At 40.9% G+C, this 19,165-nt stretch carries 16 protein-coding genes and 3 tRNA genes; 6 read left to right on the forward strand and 13 right to left on the reverse strand.

Annotation, left to right across the window (positions count from 1 at the left end):
- Positions 1 to 87: 87 nt before the first annotated feature.
- From DW019_RS12830 to DW019_RS12855, 5 genes are all read left to right on the forward strand, one after another.
- Positions 88 to 159: transfer RNA gene (locus tag DW019_RS12830), tRNA-Asn, on the forward strand.
- Positions 160 to 239: 80 nt separating this feature from the next.
- Positions 240 to 311, forward strand: a tRNA-Glu gene (locus tag DW019_RS12835).
- A gap of 47 nt (positions 312 to 358) precedes the next feature.
- Positions 359 to 429, forward strand: a tRNA-Cys gene (locus DW019_RS12840).
- 686 nt (positions 430 to 1,115) lie between these two features.
- Positions 1,116 to 4,697: a glycosyl hydrolase family 8 gene (locus DW019_RS12850; RefSeq protein ID WP_118443790.1), complete on the forward strand. Its 3,582-nt coding sequence runs from the start codon at positions 1,116 to 1,118 to the stop codon at positions 4,695 to 4,697.
- Positions 4,698 to 4,724: 27 nt separating this feature from the next.
- Positions 4,725 to 6,947, forward strand: a complete 2,223-nt coding sequence (locus DW019_RS12855; RefSeq protein ID WP_118443791.1) for a substrate-binding domain-containing protein — start codon at positions 4,725 to 4,727, stop codon at positions 6,945 to 6,947.
- 382 nt (positions 6,948 to 7,329) lie between these two features.
- Here the strand turns inward: DW019_RS12855 and DW019_RS12860 are convergent, their stop codons facing one another.
- From DW019_RS12860 to DW019_RS12880, 5 genes are all read right to left on the reverse strand, one after another.
- Positions 7,330 to 8,196, reverse strand: a complete 867-nt coding sequence (locus tag DW019_RS12860; RefSeq protein WP_022375992.1) for a cell motility protein — start codon at positions 8,194 to 8,196, stop codon at positions 7,330 to 7,332.
- Positions 8,197 to 8,332: 136 nt separating this feature from the next.
- Positions 8,333 to 8,887, reverse strand: a complete 555-nt coding sequence (locus DW019_RS12865) for a MerR family transcriptional regulator (protein ID WP_118443793.1) — start codon at positions 8,885 to 8,887, stop codon at positions 8,333 to 8,335.
- A 155-nt stretch (positions 8,888 to 9,042) separates the two neighbouring features.
- Positions 9,043 to 10,392, reverse strand: a complete 1,350-nt coding sequence (gene dnaB, locus DW019_RS12870; RefSeq protein ID WP_118443794.1) for a replicative DNA helicase — start codon at positions 10,390 to 10,392, stop codon at positions 9,043 to 9,045.
- Positions 10,393 to 10,394: 2 nt separating this feature from the next.
- Entirely contained in the window at positions 10,395 to 10,841 is a 447-nt protein-coding gene (gene rplI / locus DW019_RS12875) for a 50S ribosomal protein L9 (RefSeq protein ID WP_022375995.1), read from the reverse strand.
- On the reverse strand, positions 10,841 to 12,895 hold the full coding sequence (locus tag DW019_RS12880; protein ID WP_243024162.1) for a DHH family phosphoesterase: 2,055 nt from the start codon (positions 12,893 to 12,895) through the stop codon (positions 10,841 to 10,843). The genes rplI and DW019_RS12880 overlap by 1 nt, the downstream gene beginning before the upstream one ends.
- Positions 12,896 to 13,043: 148 nt before the next feature.
- Between DW019_RS12880 and DW019_RS12885 the strand changes: the two genes are divergently transcribed.
- Positions 13,044 to 13,898, forward strand: a complete 855-nt coding sequence (locus tag DW019_RS12885) for a zinc ribbon domain-containing protein (RefSeq protein WP_118443796.1) — start codon at positions 13,044 to 13,046, stop codon at positions 13,896 to 13,898.
- Positions 13,899 to 13,958: 60 nt separating this feature from the next.
- Here the strand turns inward: DW019_RS12885 and rpsR are convergent, their stop codons facing one another.
- The 8 genes from rpsR to DW019_RS12925 all read right to left on the reverse strand — a co-directional run bounded on the left by rpsR (position 13,959) and on the right by DW019_RS12925 (position 19,085).
- Entirely contained in the window at positions 13,959 to 14,222 is a 264-nt protein-coding gene (gene rpsR, locus DW019_RS12890; RefSeq protein ID WP_022375999.1) for a 30S ribosomal protein S18, read from the reverse strand.
- 41 nt (positions 14,223 to 14,263) lie between these two features.
- Positions 14,264 to 14,710 (reverse strand): single-stranded DNA-binding protein, encoded by a 447-nt coding sequence (locus DW019_RS12895; protein WP_022376000.1) that lies wholly within the window; start codon positions 14,708 to 14,710, stop codon positions 14,264 to 14,266.
- An 18-nt stretch (positions 14,711 to 14,728) separates the two neighbouring features.
- Positions 14,729 to 15,016, reverse strand: coding sequence for a 30S ribosomal protein S6 (rpsF, locus tag DW019_RS12900; RefSeq protein WP_022376001.1), 288 nt, complete (start codon positions 15,014 to 15,016; stop codon positions 14,729 to 14,731).
- Between the two features lie 129 nt (positions 15,017 to 15,145).
- Positions 15,146 to 15,319 carry a DUF951 domain-containing protein gene (locus DW019_RS12905; protein WP_022376002.1) on the reverse strand — a complete coding sequence of 58 codons (174 nt, stop codon included), beginning with the start codon at positions 15,317 to 15,319 and terminating at the stop codon, positions 15,146 to 15,148.
- A 40-nt stretch (positions 15,320 to 15,359) separates the two neighbouring features.
- Entirely contained in the window at positions 15,360 to 15,545 is a 186-nt protein-coding gene (locus DW019_RS12910; protein WP_022376003.1) for a hypothetical protein, read from the reverse strand.
- Between the two features lie 15 nt (positions 15,546 to 15,560).
- A complete protein-coding gene (locus DW019_RS12915; RefSeq protein ID WP_118443798.1) occupies positions 15,561 to 16,004 on the reverse strand; it encodes a hypothetical protein in 444 nt (147 codons plus the stop codon).
- 4 nt (positions 16,005 to 16,008) lie between these two features.
- Positions 16,009 to 17,487, reverse strand: a complete 1,479-nt coding sequence (gene xylB, locus DW019_RS12920) for a xylulokinase (protein ID WP_118443800.1) — start codon at positions 17,485 to 17,487, stop codon at positions 16,009 to 16,011.
- Between the two features lie 104 nt (positions 17,488 to 17,591).
- Positions 17,592 to 19,085: an L-fucose/L-arabinose isomerase family protein gene (locus tag DW019_RS12925; protein ID WP_118443802.1), complete on the reverse strand. Its 1,494-nt coding sequence runs from the start codon at positions 19,083 to 19,085 to the stop codon at positions 17,592 to 17,594.
- Between the last annotated feature and the right edge of the window lie 80 nt (positions 19,086 to 19,165).

Below are 19,165 nucleotides of genomic sequence, written 5' to 3' on the forward strand. Positions count from 1 at the left end.
CCTTGTTGGTTCAAAGAGAGAAACATCAATGTGTAGTTTTGAAGGTACTAACTTTTACCTTTCATAAATTCCTTTATGGAGTACTATTCCTCGATAGCTCAATGGTAGAGCACTCGGCTGTTAACCGAGTTGTTGTAGGTTCGAGCCCTACTCGGGGAGTTTCTGTATTTACTAAGAAGTTATACAGTCGTGTTCTTCGTGACAGGGACGCGTATCATCTGTTAGAGATAGCAGACACTGGCCCCTTGGTCAAGCGGTTAAGACATCGCCCTTTCACGGCGGTAACACGGGTTCGATTCCCGTAGGGGTCATTGCATTTAATGCATATTGTATTAGCTGGATGCATACAATAGAATATGGCGACTTAGCCAAGTGGTAAGGCATGGGACTGCAACTCCCTGATCATCGGTTCAAATCCGTTAGTCGCCTCTTTTCTAAGACTCTGATTATTAATCGGAGTCTTTTGTAACTTTACTTTATAGGAAAGACCGTATGCGGCACTTTTCTAAATGGAAAAGAGCCCGCAGATATGTGGACATGACAAATAGATGGTTTGGGATTTAAAAGATGTAAAAAGATTCTTCTCTAAAATCGTCATCAAGGTCAACTTATTTAGAAAATAGTCCATGTCTGGAAGTTCCTCTTCACTCATACGGCGAATGTCCTTGGATGTCATTCCTTCCGGGGGATTTTCGATGTATTTTTATCCTTTTTCCTCTTGGTGTCACCATACTTGCCGAACTAAATTCTTTGGTCTGTTCTAATCAGAAACTTTTGTGTTCCTTGTTTCATAAATGCTCCGCCGAGACACTTTTGGAATTATTGGAAAACAAAATATATCTCGGGGCAACACTTGGCATTATCCAGGTTTTACATACATGGGGACAAGAATTGAATTACTATCCTTATATCCACTGTATCAATATTCTTTTAATCCCCAAAGAATTGTAAGAATAATGGTTTGTATATTTTATGAAGAAACATGGAGAAAAAGAATGTAATAACTCATGGGATGATGACAATTATCCATATATTTAAAATACATTTTTCCATCGAATTAGGCTGTTAGTTGTAGTATAATATGAAAAAATATTCATTATAGGAGGATAATAATCATGTGTTTTGCAAAACGTAGAAAAACCCTTTTTGTTTTTTTTCTTGTTGCTTCTCTTGTGCTTACGACCACTTTGGGCGCAGCTCCAAATCTCTCGCAGGCAAAAAAGAAAAAGCAGGGAATTACTGTAACAAATAAGATGACCAAAGGTGTTTTGGTGATTCGAGAAAAAAAGAAATTACAGTTAAAGTTAAAGTTGCGCGGAAAAAAAGTTTCATCCAAGAAGATAAAGAAGATATTCAAATTCAGGTCTTCGAACAAAAAGATTGTGACAGTGAATAAAAAAGGAAAAATTTATGCTAAGAAAGCTGGAAATGCTAAAGTGTATATAACACAAAAGGCAAAAGGCAAGAAGAAAAAGTGTAAATTAAAAGTGAAGGTTGTGGCAAAAAAGAATAAGCCCGTGGTAACTGTGACGACGGAGTCAACGAAACAGCCAACGGTAGACCAAACAAAGCAACCAACGGCAGAGCCAACGAAACAGCCAACGGCAGAGCCGACGAAGCAGCCAACGGCAGAGCCGACGAAACAGCCAACGGTAGAGCCGACGAAACGGCCAACGGCAGAGCCGACGAAACGGCCAACGGCAGAGCCAACGAAACGGCCAACGGCAGAGCCAACGAAACGGCCAACGGCAGAGCCAACGAAACGGCCAACGGCAGAGCCAACGAAACGGCCAACGGCAGAGCCGACGAAACGGCCAACGGCAGAGCCAACGAAACGGCCAACGGCAGAGCCAACGAAACGGCCAACGGCAGAGCCAACGAAACGGCCAACGGCAGAGCCAACGAAACGGCCAACGGCAGAGCCGACGAAACGGCCAACGGCAGAGCCAACGAAACGGCCAACGGCAGAGCCAACGAAACGGCCAACGGCAGAGCCAACGAAACGGCCAACGGCAGAGCCAACGAAACGGCCAACGGCAGAGCCGACGAAACGGCCAACGGCAGAGCCAACGAAACGGCCAACGGCAGAGCCAACGAAACGGCCAACGGCAGAGCCAACGAAACGGCCAACGGCAGAGCCAACGAAACGGCCAACGGCAGAGCCGACGAAACGGCCAACGGCAGAGCCAACGAAACGGCCAACGGCAGAGCCAACGAAACGGCCAACGGCAGAGCCAACGAAACGGCCAACGGCAGAGCCAACGAAACGGCCAACGGCAGAGCCGACGAAACAGCCAACGGCAGAGCCAACGAAACAGCCAACAGCAGAGCCAACGAAACAGCCAACAGCAGAGCCAACGAAACAGCCAACGGCAGAGCCAACGAAACAGCCAACAGCAGAGCCAACGAAACAGCCAACGGCAGAGCCAACGGCAGAGCCAACACCGTCCGCAAGTCAGGAACCGCAATTGGTAAATAGCGGAGAATGCAGTAAAATGACATGCGGAGGAAGTTATGCTGGCCCTGTGAGTGGTAAGGAATATTCAGCAGTAGCGTTGTATGGTAATGGTGACTATTGTACCACATCTTACGAATTTGTAGGGACAAATAAAAAATACCGTATGGTGGTTAAAGGAGCATCTAGTAATTCGACAACGGCGAATGTTTCTGTATATATTGGCGGAAAGAAAGTTGGAACAGTTGGATTTGCTGGAACTACGTTGTCGGAGCAGTCTTTTGAATTTAAAATGACAGATGCAACAGGAAATCAGGAAATAAAATTTTTACTCGAAACAGATAATGGATCGAATGATACCTATGTAAATAGTTATGAACTTTATTACATTGGTGATGTGAAACCATTTCCGGATGCTCCAACACCAGCATCAGTTGGAGCTGTGTCTACAGGAAATTACAGAAATATGTTTAAGGAATTAGGATATTCGGATGCAGAGATAGATAAGAAGGTCGAATCGGCCTGGCAAAAATTGTTTTATGGTACTGACGAAGAACGAATCTATTATCCGGTAGGGGATGATATGGCTTATATTTATACAGCAGATACCGATGATGTACGTTCTGAGGGAATGTCTTATGGTATGATGATTTGCGTTCAAATGGACAAGCAGGAAGAGTTTAATCGTCTGTGGAAATGGGCAAAAACTTATATGCAGCATACAAGTGGAGAGTTTAAAGGATATTTTGCTTGGCAGATGAATACGAATGGAACCAAAAAGGACAATACGCCGGCAGCAGACGGCGAGGAATATTTTGCAACATCGTTATTGTTTGCATCAGCGCGCTGGGGAAATGGTGAAGGAATTTATAACTATAACAAAGAAGCGCAGGAAATCTTGACAACGATGCTTCATCAGGCAGATGATGGTCAAGGTGTGAATATGTTTAACAAAGAACATAAAATGCCTGTATTCTGCCCAATTGGAAACGCTGCAACATATAGTGATCCATCGTATCATTTGCCGGCATTTTATGAAGTTTGGGCGAGAGAGGCAGAGCAGGACAAAGATTTCTGGAGCGAGGCAGCTGAAGCTAGTCGACAGCATTTTAAAGATGCAACAAATGAAAAAACCGGATTAGGTCCGGATTATTCCGAATATAATGGGGCTGCTAAGAACGATGGAAATCATGGTGATTTCCGATTTGATGCATGGCGAATTGCAGCTAATATTGCTTGCGACTATGCATGGTGGGCGCAGGATAGCTGGGCAACCACGCACGCGAATAGAATCCAGTCGTTCTTCTACGACCAGGGTGTTGATAGTTATGGAAATCAGTGGTCATTAGATGGAAAGAATCTTAGTCCTGATCATTCTCCGGGATTGGTTGCTATGAATGCAACAGCGAGTCTGGCATCTAGTGATAAAAAATCATGGTCATTCCTTGAGGATTTGTGGAACATTTCTCCAACAACAGGGAAATATCGATACTATGATGGATGCCTTTATATGATGGGATTGTTACATTGTAGTGGTAAATTCCGCGCATATTTGTCAGGTAATACGCCGGTAGTAGACGTCGTGAATGGCAAAATATCGACAACAAATGCCGAATTTGATTTGAGTGCAGATAAGAAAGAAGATGTGACAACAAAACTTATTTTAAATGGTGTTAGAACATTATCAGAAATTCGAAACGAGAAGACAGTGTTAGAAGAAGGAAAGGACTATACCATTAGTGGTGATACAGTGTCTATTCGCAAAGAGTATCTTTCCAAACAGGCAGTAGGAGTAACGAAATTGACATTTGTCTTCGATGCGGGGAAAAATGCTGTTATGTCGATTACGATAAAGGATAGTCAGTTACCTAATGTACCGGTAGTGTCCGGGCCATTTGAAAAAATAAAGGCTACAGACTTTGAAAGTTCCGATGATGTAACGATTGAAGATGGAAAAGTCACCTTAAACAGTACGAGCTCATATATAGCGTTTACTCTTGATTTTGGAAGTGAGACCGCAAAGAGTATAACTATTTATGTGAAAGAGCCAAATAATAGTGGACAGTTGTTTGTACGAAGTGGAAGTTTAAGTTCTACTGTGGCAACGGTGTATAATCTAGGTAATGGTTCCTGGAAAGAGACTAAGAATTCTTTGTGGCCTACGGTTACAGGAAGTACAAAAATTTATATACAGACAAATAAACCGGGACTTCAGATTGATTGGATACAATTTGGAAAATAAGTAAAAAATCGCGAAAGGATATCATACATGCTTAATAACCGAAAAAAAACGATAGGTGTATTTGTTTGCAAGCTTCCAGAATATTTCCAGCGCACCCTGTGTGGTGCGCTGGCTGATGAAGCGGTGGCAAATGGATACAATTTGGTTGTTTTTTCGACTTTTGGTGAATACGATAACAATCATGATTATGTGGAAGGAGAAAGCAATTGTCTTTATATTCCAAATTATGACGAATTGGATGGGATTATTTTATGCCTTGATGTGTTTGATATTCCTGGCATGGTAGGAAAATTAATTGAGCAGGTAAAGGAAAAGGCGCATTGCCCTGTGATTAGCATTCGACAAAAAAGAGATGAGTTTATTAGTGTGCTCAGCGATGATAAAAAGGCTATTATGGCTATGGTTGATCATTTGGTAGATGAACATAACGCAAAGCGAATTTATTACTTGTCTGGTCCCTCTTACATGCATGATATCCGTATGAGGGAGGACGGATTTCGCGAAAGAATGAAAAGCAGAGGTGTTGCCTTTCGTGAGGAATACATCTTTATGGGGAATTTGTGGTATAACATTGGTAAAGAAGCAGTTGATTATTTTTTTTCACTTGATGATGAAAGACCTGATGCAATTCTATGTGCCAATGATTATATGGCAATTTCTGTATGTGAAGAACTGTGCGAGCGAGGATTTCGTGTACCGGAGGATATTATTGTGACGGGATTTGATGATGTTGAGGAGGCTAGAGATATATATCCAATGTTGACAACAGTTGAAGCTTGCCCAGAAAATTTTGCGAGATGTGCTATGGAAATTATTAAAAAGGCGGAACGAGGTGAAAAACTAGAAAAGCAATATTATATTTCAACGCAAAATCAGTATCGAAATTCTTGTGGATGTAAAGAAGCGGAAGAAGCGAAACAAATTTTTCGTAAACAATTTGAAAAAAATCAGCGTTTGGTTCACTTGTATAAGCAGAATATGTTTATGGTTTTTCGGATGGAAGGAATACGAGATTATCAGGGCCTTCCGGATTTAGTTGGAAAGTTTGTAGAAGGAAACACGGGTGTTTCAGACTTTTATATATGCCTAAATCCGGATGAGAAATATGAATTGGATGATTCTAGAAAAAGTCCATATGAGGATGAGATGGAAATGTTATTACATGCCTATTATGGAAAGAAAATGTCAATTGAAGTGCCGATGCCACAAAAACTTTTTAAAAGAAAAAATCTTTTGCCTGCCGACGAAGTGACGGACAGGCCTTGTGTTTTTTATATCAACCCGCTTCATTATCGAAAGCATTGTTTTGGTTATGCAATCATTTCGTTTTTTAATAATCGATTTTATGCGGCAGAAGATTTTTATCAATCTTTTGTGATAAACATTTGCACCGTGTTAGAAAATATTTATATACAAAATCAAATTGAACAGTTAAGCAACGATAAAATACGCCTTATTCGACGAGATTCGGTTACACATATGTATAATCCGTATGGGTTTCATGAAATGGCTACACAAATGCTACATGATGCGACAGCAGCAGGAATTAATTGTGTCTTTTTCTATGTAAGATTAGAAAATTTACAGGAAATAACAGAAATATATGGAAAAGAAGAATCAAATGAAATCCTTCTGTGTATGAAGTCTGTTTTTGAAAAATTTGAGCAGGAAAAACATGTGTTAGGACGATTAGGAGGAAGTGATTTTTGCCTATTACTAGAGGATAAAATGCAGGAAGAAATAGAAGTTCTTGCACAAAATTTTGTTAATGAAGTAAATGAAGTGAATATTTCATGGAATAAAGAATTTTTCATAGAAGTACGCTATGGATGGTTTGTTAAGGAAGTGGGAACTATTTCTAGTACAGACGAGTGCATTCGCAGTGCGAAAATGAAAATGAAAGTTGGTGCACAAATGCAGACGAGTGCTGCAAAATATGCTTTTGAGGCAATGAAGGAAATCAGACAGAATTATCAAAAAGAAATTTCTGTTACATACATGGCAGAACAAATTGGTATATCGCGTACGCACTTGTCCCATTGCTTTAAATTGATATATCAGAAGTCAATACAAGATTATATTACTTCTTATCGAATGGAAAAGGCGCAGGAACTTCTGATTCATACTCAGAAAAAGATTAAAGAGATTGCTTTTTTGGTTGGCTATAAAGATGAGTTGTACTTTTCGAAAGTATTTGCCCGTCTGTATGGTATGTCTCCTAGTAAATTTCGTAAAACAATGTTGACATGAAAAAATATGGGTAAATTGGAGATGGATAGAAAAATCCAGTAGTAAGTGTTCAGGAAGCCTGTAGAGAGTTTCTGGATGGTGTGAGACAACGACGAATGGACAGTGAATGGGCTTTGGATGGTATCGAGTGATATCGCAGCAGGATTATCAAGGATCTTGTCTCTTTCCTCGCAGGAGGAAGGGGCAAGATCCTTTTTAGTGCGCCTGGTGGCGCACGTCACTAATGGGTGAAAAGCCCTAATCCGCCCTAGTAGTGGGAAGGATATACCAAGACCAAGCGTGTCTGTGAACTCCTTTGATATTACCTTCTACCCTATTACAATGGGTAAAAAAAAGACTGTTGCCGAAGCAACAGCCTTTTTAGCGTTCTCATTACTTACAATTAAGCAACTTTGATTACACATTTCTGAACTGTGATAGAATCTCCTTCTTTGTATGGAGAAGTATCTTTCATGTTCGGGATGTACATCATGATTGGGTAGTGAGCACCTGTATCTTTGTCTGTGTCACCATTTACAGCATTCTTAGGAATTGTAAATGTGAAGTTAAAGGTGTAAGATTTACCTTTCTTCATAGCTTTTGTGACAAACTTGCAGTGCTTATGTGTTTTGTCTTTCTTAACTTTAGCGCTCAGTTTCTTAGCAGAAACATGAAGAGCCCATGGGTAAGCACCTGTGTCTCCACCTGAAGTATAGTTGAAGCAAACACCCATCTCAGGAAGTGTACGTTTACCGGAGTTCTTTACTTTCAAAGAAATTTTCAGTTTGCGTCCACGGTAGTCAGGAGAGATGTAAGTTTTCTCGCCCCAGAATGTTGCGTCACAAAGCCAGATACGGAATGAGTTATATTTGAACTCAGAGTAATCAGCTTTGTATGGTGGATGGTTATCCGGGTTAGTAGATTTAGCGAAGTTGTAAATTACTGTACCCTTCTTTGCGTTTTTTACAGATACTTTACATGTCTGTTTCTTTCCGCCTACAGTTGCAGTGATTGTTGCGGTACCTTTTTTGATACCAAGAACTTTGATGGACTTGCCTTTTGTTTTCTGGCAGTGAGCAATGTTATCATTGCTGGATGACCATGTTGCACTTCCACTTGCAGTCAATTTTACTTCCTTACCCTGCATAACAGAAGCTTTTTTCTTCATTGCTGCGCTAGCTGTATCATCACTTGCTACTGCAGCGGTGGTAACAGCCATAGTTGCAACTAAAGCTACAGCTACAACCTTTTTTGAAATTTTAGCGAACATTTCAAATTCCTCCTTTTTTAATATTAAAATGTTTTTTGATTTTTGTGCTAAATAGACAAAAATCAATCGCTTTGCGTGGATATATTATATCATTTTAATAGTTTAAAATCAAGAGGAAATGAAAATAATTACAGTACTATTTTTTGCCAAAAACATGACGTTTTTTTGCCTTATTTGCAGTTATTTGCGTGGCTGCAATTTCCTGCCTTGCTTTCTGGTAACTGCGAATGGTTTCATCCAGTTCACGAAAACGTTTTTCATCTGACTCTTCTTTTTCGCGAAACAGATAATCCAATTCTTTGTTGACCTGCACCGATACAGTATCAGCAATATCCGATGTAAGACTGTCAGAATTTTCCCTTATAGCATCGGAGACAATATGGGAAAGAATGGTTTTAAACTGTATCATTTTGTCATTTGGGGAAATTTCCGACTCGGAAACCGGGTAGGGAATTACCTGGCCGGATGATTTTGGTGAGAGTTTGTGTTCAATGTCTTTTAAGGAAAAACCGTCTTTCTTCATATTAATAATCTGCTCTAATTGTTTCATTTCTTTTTCTGAATAAACGCGGTGCCCCATTTCGTTTCGCGGGATATTCAAGTGAAGTTCCTCTTCCCAAAAGCGCAGAACGTGAGAGCCCACGTGAAGTTTTTTTGCCGCTTCCGAAATGGTATATTGTTTTGCTTCCATGTAGATAACCTCCTGTTTTATTTTTTTTTATTATAGCATGGGAAAAATGTCGATTGATTGGACATGCATTAAATGTAAAAAAACAGTGTGACACAGGACGACAAAAAACAAGAAGAATCGGAGCCAAAGCCCCGATTCGACAGAGAAAATGGAATTTATTCGTCGTGATATTCCAAATTTGCAAATTTTGTGTACTGGTTCAACCACTTAAGTTCGACGGTACAGGTTGGACCATTACGCTGCTTACCAATAATAATCTCGGTGATTCCCTTTTTGGTAGAAGCGTCTTTTGTGTAATATTCATCGCGGTACAAAAACATAACAACGTCGGCATCCTGCTCAATCGCTCCCGATTCACGCAAATCAGAAAGAATTGGTCGTTTGTCCTCACGTTCTTCTACTTTACGGCTGAGCTGGGAAAGCGCAATTACCGGGCAGTCCAGTTCACGTGCCAGAGATTTTAAGGAACGTGAAATATCCGAAATTTCCTGCTGGCGGGAAATGTTTTTTGAACCGCTGTTACCGGACATGAGCTGAAGGTAATCGATAATGATTAAACCGAGGCCTTTTTCCATTTTTAGTTTACGGCATTTACTTCGTAAATCATTGATGGAAATGCTGCCGGTATCATCGATATAAAGCGTTGATTCACCGAGGATAATAGAACTCTCGGTAATCTTTGCCCATTCATCATCTTCCAGTTCACCGATTCGGATTCTTTGGGAATCTACTTTTGAGTTCATGGCAACCAAACGCTTGGCAAGCTGCACTTTGCTCATTTCCAGACTGAAAATAGCAGTTGGAATATGATTAATCATAGCAACATTTTCGGCAATGTTCAGAGCAAAAGCAGTTTTTCCCATGGATGGGCGGGCAGCAATCAAAATTAAATCGGATGGCTGCAAGCCGGCTGTTCGATAATCCAAATCAATAAAGCCGGTCGAAATTCCGGTTACATCACTGTTGTTCTGAGCAGCTTTTTGAATACTCTCAAGTGTTTCCAGGGCAACCTCTTTAATTGGTGTAAAATTTTCAGAGGAGGCGCGTCCCTGAACGAGTTCAAAAACTTTGCGTTCCGTATCATCCATCAGCTCAGCAACATTAGCGGAATCCTGATAGCATCGGTTGGCAATGTCCTCCGTTGTTCGAATCAGCGAGCGCAGTTGTGATTTCTGTTCAACAATATCTGCATAGTAGCGGACATTGGCTGATGTAGGAACGGCGGAAATGATATTACTGAGAAACTCAATACTGCAAATGTCATCGGAAGCGTTTTTCTCATGAAGTTTATCCACAAGAGTAACTAAGTCTGCCGGACGTCCTTCATGAAACAATTCCACAATAGCGGAAAACAAAATGCGGTACCTGGCATTGTAAAAATCATCTTCATTTAGTTTTTCAGAAGCGAGAACTACCGCATCCTGGTCAAGAAGCATTGAACCGATAACTGCTTCTTCTGCCTCTCCATTATGCGGCATAACTCGTTTGATTACAGTTTCATCCATGATTATTTTCCTTTAACAATTACTTTAAGTTCGGCTGTTACTTTTGGGTGCAGACGGATTGGCACATGGTAGGTTCCAATGTTTTTGATTGGCTCCTTTAACTGCATTTTTTTCTTGTCTAAATCATAGGAAAGTTGTTCTTTGGCAGCGGTAGCAATTTCTTTGGTGGATACCGAACCAAAAACGCGTCCGTCCTGACCTGCTTTAATGGCAACTTCAACGGATTTTGTCTCCAGCTCTTTGGCGAATTCCTGCGCTTTCTCCAAGTTTTCTGCAGCAACCTTTTCGTCATTTTGTTTCTGAAGTTTTAAATCATTTAAATTTTTTGAGGTTGCTTCTACGCCAAGATTTTTTTTCAAAATAAAATTTTTGGCATAGCCGTCTTTTACGGTTACAACTTCACCCTTTTTTCCAACGGATTTCACATCCTCGAGTAAAATTACTTTCATTATATGTCACCTTCTTCTTTCATTTTAGTTAAAATTTGTTTGATTTGTTCAGCGCCTTCTTCCAGTGTACAGTTCTCAAGCTGGGCACCGGCACTGGTAATGTGGCCGCCCCCACCCATTTTTTCCATGACAACCTGAACATTTAATTCATCAATGGAGCGAGCACTGATATAAACTTTACCTTCATAGGCAGTTAATACAAAAGTAGCGCGGATGCCTTTGATATCAAGAAGATCATCGGCAATTTTTGCACCAACAATGGTTGGCGATTCACAGTTATCCGCATTACAAGGAGAAATAGCAAAACAATCCATAAAAATTTCTGTATTTTGTATTGCTTCAGCTCGAATTTTGTATTCTTCAATGTCGGAACGGAACATTTTGCGAATGCGAATAATATCTGCTCCGGAACGACGTAGGAATGCAACTGCTTCAAAGGTGCGGACACCCGGTTTATTCATAAAGTTATTCGTGTCAACCATAATACCGGAATAAAGTGCATCGGCTTCTACGGCTTTTACACGTATTTCCTCACCGGCATACTGTAAAATTTCTGCTACCATCTCACTGGCTGAGGAAGCAAACGGCTCAACATAGGAGAGAGTAGGGTTTTCAAAGGATTCACCGGTCTGTCTGTGATGGTCGATAACCACTAGAGAGGAAACTATCGGAATCAAATCCGGTGCATCGGTGTAGGACGGACGGTTAACATCAACGACCACAAGTAAAACTCCGTTTCCATTTCCGATAAATTCCTTCGCATTCTCACTTGTAACAAAAGTGCCATCCGGATAATCTTTGTTGTTCTCAAATAATTTCAAAAGCGGTGCCAGTGAAGAAGTTACCTGATTTACAATGATTTTCGCTGGTTTTTCCAGAGACTGTGCAATTCGGTAAATACCAATAGCACTGCCAATTGCATCGACATCCGGCAGACGGTGTCCCATAATGACTACTTTATCAGCATTAATAATGGAATCACGCAGTGCCTGTGCCTTTACGCGGGCTTTAACGCGTGTATTTTTTTCCTGCTGAATACTTTTTCCACCATAATAGAGTAAATTGTCTTTTGTCTTAATGACAACCTGATCACCACCGCGGGCAAGTGCCAAATCAATAGCACTGCGGGCATATTCCTGACGTTTGCGGTAGGTGTTTGCCTGAATTCCGATTCCCATACTAATGGTAATGGAAGTATCATTTCCCACATTAATCGAGCGGATATCATCAAGCAGCGAGAATTTGTCTGCCTGCAATTTTGACAGATATTTATGCTGGAAGAGGAAAATGTATTTATCCTTTTCAATTTTACGCGTAATCGCATCAATGCTTAACATGTATTTATTGATTTTTCGATCAACCATCGCAGCCAATAAGGAGCGGCGTACATCGTCAACATTTGCAAGGGATTCATCGTAGTTATCGATGTAGAGCAAGCCGACATTGACACGCTGGTCATAGTTTTCACGGATATAGTGCACAATTTCGGTTTCATCATAAATGTAAATGACATACAAAGCGTCACCGATTCCCACCTGACCGGCGTTTTTATGGAGGGCATCCGGTGCCTTTTCCAGAGAAACCAATTGCGTAATTGCCTTAAAGTAAGTTTCTTCCACGTGAAAATGAAGTTCTGTTGTCTCATAATTTTTCTCCGGAAGATATTCTTTGGTGAGAGCCGGAATGGCATCGTTTATATGGTAGTTTTTTGATAATTTGTCGGAGAACTGTTTGCGGAAATTCTTGTTATCCCACACACAGACTCCGTTTGTGTCCAAAATACAAATCGGAATGTCCAATTCCGTGGCAAGTTTATTAACCGTGACGTGAAATCGCATCGAGTAATCGACTAAGTTGCGCAGTACAGCACCTCGTTTAAAAAAGTATAAGACACTGGCAATGATTAAGTAAAATAAAACGTAAATACTCATAATAATGCCGGCACGCAGGTTGGTTATATAAATGTGAACATTCATTGCGATTAATAAAAGCCCTAATAAGAGCGGCCATCGCAAATAAGATTTCAAAGTCCCTTTAATTCGATTCTGACTCAACTTTTTACCTCCTCCCAGGAAATGTTCCAAAATTTCATCATATCAAGAATATTATTATATCACGGATTGTAAATGTTGACAAACCCTATTTGATAGATGTATTATGAGGGTAAAATAGAGAACAAAAGAATGAGTAAAGGAGGATACCATGTACTGTAAAAAGTGCGGAACAGAATTAAGGGAAAATGATACATTCTGCTATTATTGCGGAAATCGAATTGGATGGATGCAACGGATGTTGTCTAGTAAGGCATTTATAGGAAGTGTGATTGCGGTTTTTGTTGTTATCATTGCAGCAGTACTTACCTATCTTATATGGACAGGGAAAATTACGATGCCGTCGTTTGATAAGGGTCAGACGACAGAGCAGAATAAGATTGTGGATTCAGGAAAATCCGGAAAGGATTCAGATAATCCGGTAGCAAAGGCAACAGCTACGCCGGCACCGACTGCTACGCCGTACGCGTTTACTCCATCGGATGTAACGAAGACGATGAAGAAAGAGATGAAACCTTTGACAGAACGGCTGAAACCATTTTTGGCATACAGCGCATCGTTTTATGCAAATGGTTCCCATAGATTTAAATTTGACACGACCTTTGTGACGACGATGGCAATTTTTAATTTGGAACATTCGGATAAGACACTGCGGTATGGTGATTCAATGTCCAAAGTGAAGAAGGAAGCTAAGAAAGAAATTAAAAAGATTTTTGGCAGCAATTACAAATACAAATTTGCGTATACGGGAACTTATCCGGGATATGTGTACCGTCCGACCGGGAATACGATTGTATTTAATTCCATGCGGATTCCGGGAAAAGATTATCAGATGAAAGTGAAAAAGATTACGGAGTATGAAGAGGGGAAATACCGTCTTACGGTGGAAGCATATCTGACGAATACGGGCAGTAGTGTCAAAGGAGTATCGCAAAAATACAAAGTGTATTTGGAAAAAGACGACAGCTCCGAATTTGGGTTTGTTGTCAGTAAAATTAAATTATAAGAAAAGCACATGAAAAAAGAACTGATTCTGCGGAATCAGTTCTTTTTGGATTCTATGCAATTAGTCCAATGTATATGGCATCAAGGATACGTGACGGGCACGTTTGATTGCTACAGTCAAAGCTCTCTGATGCTTTGCACATGTACCGGTAATTCTTCTAGGAAGAATTTTACCTCTTTCAGACATATATCGTTTCAGTTTTGCAACATCTTTGTAATCAATGTAATCATGCTCTTTGTCAGAACAGAATGCACAAACTTTTTTTCTTCTACGTGGGCCTCTTCTTCTCATTGGAGAATCGCCTCTGTCTTTATTGTAAGCCATCGTTAAAACCTCCTATAAAATTCTTGTATCAAGAGCTAAGCCTAGTTAAATGGCAGTCCGTCTTCGATACCATCCGGAATGTTCATGAAGTCATCATTTGCTGCTGCATTTGGCTGTGGAGCACCGCCACCAAAGTTTCCACCCTGGGCTGCGTTTGCATCCGCTGTGCTTTTGCGCTCTGCAAATTCGATTTCTTCAGCAATAATCTGGACACTGTATACTTTTTCGCCGTTGTTGTTGGTGTAATTGTCGTTCTGAATACGACCGGTCATCAACATACGGGAACCTTTGCGAAAATATTTTTCCACAAATTCAGCCTGACGGCCAAATGCAGTACAGTTAAAAAAATCGGTATCGGTATCACCCTGACGGGCAAAACGACGATTTACTGCAATGCCAAATCTGGCAATAGCCAATGAATTTTCACCCTGGGAATAACGAATCTCAGGGTCACGGGTCAGATTACCCATTAAAATTACCTTATTCATGGAAGACTCCTCCTTATCTTATGCCTCCTGTTTTACGCATAAGTATCTGAGCACGTTGTCCATAATGCGAAGTCTCTGTTCCAATTCAGCCGGAGCACTTGGCTCAGCGTCGAACTGAATAAAGTAATAAAAGCCTTCACCCATCTTCTGAATTTCATAAGCAAGTTTTTTCTTGCCCCATTCATCGACGTTTGTAATCGTTCCGCCAAGAGAAGTGATATACTCTTTTGCCTTCTCGACGGTGGCATTTCTTACTTCGTCTTCAACTTTTGCACTAACAACTAAAGCTAATTCATACTTATTCATAGTTGCTTGCACCTCCTTTTGGTCTCTGGCTCTTCCAATCTATACACTTCATAGAGGAAGAACAAGGAATATGATTAAATATCACGGAGTTAAATTATAACACAGAGGGTAGGCGATTACAAGAAAAATTTACAAAAATCCACGAAAACTTTTCTCGACGGTTTTTCGCGGTACCATTACCTGATGACTGCATTTTGTGCAGCGCAGGCGGAAATCCATACCTACCCGTAAAATTTCCCAGCAATTTTCGCCGCAGGGATGAGGTTTCTTCATTTTAATCTTTTGTCCTACTGAAAAATCCATCGTAATCTGTCCTTTCTGTAAATTATTTGTCCTCGGATTGCTACAAAAAATATTTAATCAACATGACAATGAAAAAGCCAAGGAAGAAGAGGATAAGAAAGAGCTGGAATCCGGTGTCCGCCCGGTCAATCCATCCCTGCTTTTCTGCCTTTCGCAGTTTGTCATAGTCGACATCGCCGTTAATAATGTCTTTAATGCGGTCTTTGAAACGATATTCTTCTGACATGAAAAGCCCCCCTTGCTACTTTTTCTTGTTAATCTTTTCTAATGATATGTTGTCCTCGATGTAAACGGTGTAACTGTTTTTGGTAAAGGATACTTTCATTAAAAAGCCCGATTTAACCTGTTTTTCATTTAATTGGAAATAAGCTGAATAATTTCCTTTTTTCTCATCAAAGTCATCAATTTTGATACAGTGTTTTTCTGACTTTAAATAATTATAGTAGGTTTTGGCATCGGATATTCCTTTGTCACCGGCAACATCGGTGTAGTAGTAGGTTATCATACCATGGTCGCTTGTGGATGAAGTATCAATGGTATCCATGCTGCAGTCAGTACCGCAGACAGTTGTGATGGATTTGATATTCATGCCAAGCATCGAATGAACTTCCGGTTTTTTGTAGCCACAACCCGTCAAGGCGAGTGTGGCTACAAAAAACAGAAGTGATAATAATTTCTTCTTCATAATATTAAGCTTTCAGTGTATCATACAGTCCTTTTACTGTAGGATAGATTTCTTTGAATTTTGCGTATTTCTTATCGTATTTAGCAGCAAGTGCAGGATCCGGTTTTTCTGTGCCGATAACTTTGACAATCTTGTCAGCAGCTTCCTGAACGGATGCATATTCGCCACAGGCAACAGCAGCTAACATGGCGCCGCCAAGACCAGGACCTTCTTCACTCTCAATAATGTTTACGTTGATGTTTAATACATTTGCCATGATTTTGCGCCACAAAGGACTCTTTGCGCCACCGCCACAGATTTTTGTCTCTGTAATGTTAATGCCGAGGTCTTTTGCAATTTCATAGCAGTCACGCATAGCAAATGCAACACCTTCCAAAACAGCCTGTGTCATGTCAGCGCGTGTTGTATCCATTGACATACCAATGAAGAGTGCTCTGGCATCCGGGTTGTTATGAGGAGAACGCTCGCCCATCAGATATGGGAGATAGTAAACGTTGTTCTCGCCGAGTTTATCGTCGGTAATTGGCTCCTGCTCTTTTCCGTAGTCTTTTGTTCCAATAATTTCATCCATCCACCATTTGTTACAGGAAGCAGCACTGAGCATGCAGCCCATCAAATGGAAGTTTCCGTCTGCGTGGTCGAAAGAATGAAGAGCGTTGAAACGGTCTACGCCAAATTCTTTGCTGGAAATGAAAATGGTTCCGGAAGTACCAAGTGAGATATTACATCCACCGTCACCAACCGTTCCGGTACCAACTGCAGCAGCAGCGTTATCACCGGCGCCGGCAGCAATTTTACAATTGGTTGTAAGACCAAGGGTAGCAGCAGCATCTTCGGTAAGAGAACCGGTTACTTCATAACTTTCAAATAATTTTGGAAGTTGTTCTTCTTTTACGTCACAGATTTCCATCATTTCTTTGGACCAGCATTTATTCTTTACGTCCAAGAGAAGCATACCGGATGCATCGGAGTAATCACAGCTGTGAACGCCTGTCATTTTGTATGCGATGTAATCTTTTGGCAGCATAATCTTTGCAATTTTAGCAAAGTTTTCCGGCTCATTTTCTTTTACCCAGAGAATTTTCGGAGCAGTAAATCCGGCAAATGCAATGTTTGCGGTATACTCAGAAAGTTTTTCTTTTCCGATTTCGTTGTTTAAGTAATCAACCTGTTTGGTTGTACGTCCGTCGTTCCAAAGAATGGCCGGGCGGATTACGTTATCATTCTCATCGAGAATAACAAGACCGTGCATCTGTCCACCGAAACTAATGCCGGCAACTTCAGAAGCATCAAAACCGTCTACCAGCTTTTTGATACCGTCCACAACAGCATCCCACCAGTCTTCCGGTTTCTGCTCAGACCATCCCGGCTGAGGGAAAGATAATGGATATTCATTTGAAACGATATTGCAGATTTTACCGTTTCCTTCCATTAAAAGCAGTTTTACTGCTGATGTTCCTAAATCAACACCAATGTAATACATAATGTACCTCCTGATTTGTTTTTGTTGGATTCCTAAGAATCTCTGTATTGATAGAAAGCGACCCGCAAGCGAGTCGCTTTCTTATACTTTACGCTATTTGTTTATTAAGCGAATGGGTTCTCTGTTGGGTAACGAACACCTGCCGGCTGGTTATAACCAATTTCCTCAACCGGAACACCGATATACTTGAATACTTCGTACAATGTTTTGCCAAAGTGACCGAATGCAACAGCACCATGGTGAGGGAAGTTACCTTCAATCAATACGTGGCGATAGAAGCGACCCATCTCAGGAATTGCAAAAATACCAATTGCTCCGAAGGAACGTGTGGCAACCGGAAGAACTTCACCGTGTGCGATGTAAGCACGAATCTGTGCATCGGCTGTGCTCTGCAGACGGAAGAATGTGATATCGCCAGGGACGATGTCACCTTCCAAAGTTCCGTTTGTAACTTCGATTGGAAGTGAACGAGCCATAATCTTCTGATATTTCATCTCATGAGCAGTCAGCTTGCAAGATGCTGTATTTCCACAATGGAATCCCATGAATGTATCTTTTAATGTATAAGTGCCATATTTGCCCTTGATATCTTCTTCGTACAAGTCAGCAGGAACAGAGTTGTTAATGTCAAGAAGTGTTACAGCATCCTGGCTTACAACAGTTCCGATGAACTCAGAAAGTGCTCCGTAGATATCTACCTCGCAGGATACCGGAATACCCTGTGCTGTCAAACGGCTGTTTACATAGCAAGGTACAAATCCAAACTGTGTCTGGAATGCAGGCCAGCATTTGCCGGCGATTGCTACATATTTGCGGTAACCTTTGTGTTCTTTGACCCAGTCAAGAAGTGTCAACTCATACTGAGCAAGTTTTGCAAGGATTTCAGGTTTTTTGTTGCCTGCACCAAGCTCTTTTTCCATGTCAGCAACCACGCCAGGAATTCTTTCGTCTCCCTCATGTTTGTTGAATGCTTCGAACAAGTCAAGTTCGGAGTTCTCTTCGATTTCAACGTTCATGTTGTAAAGCTGTTTGATTGGAGCGTTACAAGCAAGGAAGTTAAGTGGACGTGGACCAAAGCTGATAATCTTTAAGTTGTTCAATGCTACGACTGCACGTGCAATCGGAACGAACTCATGAATCATGTCAGCACAATCCTCAGCAGTTCCAACCGGATACTCAGGGATGTATGCTTTTGTGTTTCTCAATTTCAAGTTGTAGCTTGCATTGAGCATACCACAGTAAGCATCTCCACGGCCATCCATCAGGCTGTTGCCGGATTCCTCAGCAGCGGCACAGAACATAACCGGACCGTCAAAGTGTTTTGCCAACAAAGTCTCAGAAATTTCCGGACCGAAGTTACCTAAGTATACGCAAAGAGAATCGCAGCCGGCTTTTTTGATATCTTCCAAAGCTTCGACCATCTGAATCTCGCTTTCTACGATACATACAGGACATTCATAAATGTCATCTGCTCCATATTTTTTTGTGTAAGCTTCTACCAAAGCTTTTCTTCTGTTTACAGAAAGTGACTCAGGGAAACAGTCACGGCTTACTGCAACAATTCCGATTTTGGTTTTTGGCATGTTGTTTAAGTTCATTTTAAAAAACCATCCTTTCTTTATATAAATAGTAATCGTTTACTGTGCCTGATAAAGCAAGCACTCTTGAAACAAAATCA

It is taken from the genome of Clostridium sp. AF37-5 (assembly GCF_003477605.1).
Taxonomy (GTDB): Bacteria; Bacillota; Clostridia; order Lachnospirales; family Lachnospiraceae; genus Eubacterium_F.

Bases quoted from the DNA above. Each gene is read 5' to 3' on its own strand.
- DW019_RS12885 (WP_118443796.1), top strand. From the start codon at position 13,044: ATGTACTGTAAAAAGTGCGGAACAGAATTAAGGGAAAATGATACATTC.
- DW019_RS12915 (WP_118443798.1), bottom strand. From the start codon at position 16,004: ATGAAGAAGAAATTATTATCACTTCTGTTTTTTGTAGCCACACTCGCC.
- rpsF (WP_022376001.1), bottom strand. From the start codon at position 15,016: ATGAATAAGTATGAATTAGCTTTAGTTGTTAGTGCAAAAGTTGAAGAC.
- DW019_RS12860 (WP_022375992.1), bottom strand. From the start codon at position 8,196: ATGTTCGCTAAAATTTCAAAAAAGGTTGTAGCTGTAGCTTTAGTTGCA.
- DW019_RS12895 (WP_022376000.1), bottom strand. From the start codon at position 14,710: ATGAATAAGGTAATTTTAATGGGTAATCTGACCCGTGACCCTGAGATT.
- DW019_RS12855 (WP_118443791.1), top strand. From the start codon at position 4,725: ATGCTTAATAACCGAAAAAAAACGATAGGTGTATTTGTTTGCAAGCTT.
- DW019_RS12910 (WP_022376003.1), bottom strand. From the start codon at position 15,545: ATGTCAGAAGAATATCGTTTCAAAGACCGCATTAAAGACATTATTAAC.
- rplI (WP_022375995.1), bottom strand. From the start codon at position 10,841: ATGAAAGTAATTTTACTCGAGGATGTGAAATCCGTTGGAAAAAAGGGT.
- dnaB (WP_118443794.1), bottom strand. From the start codon at position 10,392: ATGGATGAAACTGTAATCAAACGAGTTATGCCGCATAATGGAGAGGCA.
- DW019_RS12850 (WP_118443790.1), top strand. From the start codon at position 1,116: ATGTGTTTTGCAAAACGTAGAAAAACCCTTTTTGTTTTTTTTCTTGTT.
- rpsR (WP_022375999.1), bottom strand. From the start codon at position 14,222: ATGGCTTACAATAAAGACAGAGGCGATTCTCCAATGAGAAGAAGAGGC.
- DW019_RS12905 (WP_022376002.1), bottom strand. From the start codon at position 15,319: ATGGATTTTTCAGTAGGACAAAAGATTAAAATGAAGAAACCTCATCCC.
- DW019_RS12925 (WP_118443802.1), bottom strand. From the start codon at position 19,085: ATGAACTTAAACAACATGCCAAAAACCAAAATCGGAATTGTTGCAGTA.
- DW019_RS12865 (WP_118443793.1), bottom strand. From the start codon at position 8,887: ATGGAAGCAAAACAATATACCATTTCGGAAGCGGCAAAAAAACTTCAC.
- xylB (WP_118443800.1), bottom strand. From the start codon at position 17,487: ATGTATTACATTGGTGTTGATTTAGGAACATCAGCAGTAAAACTGCTT.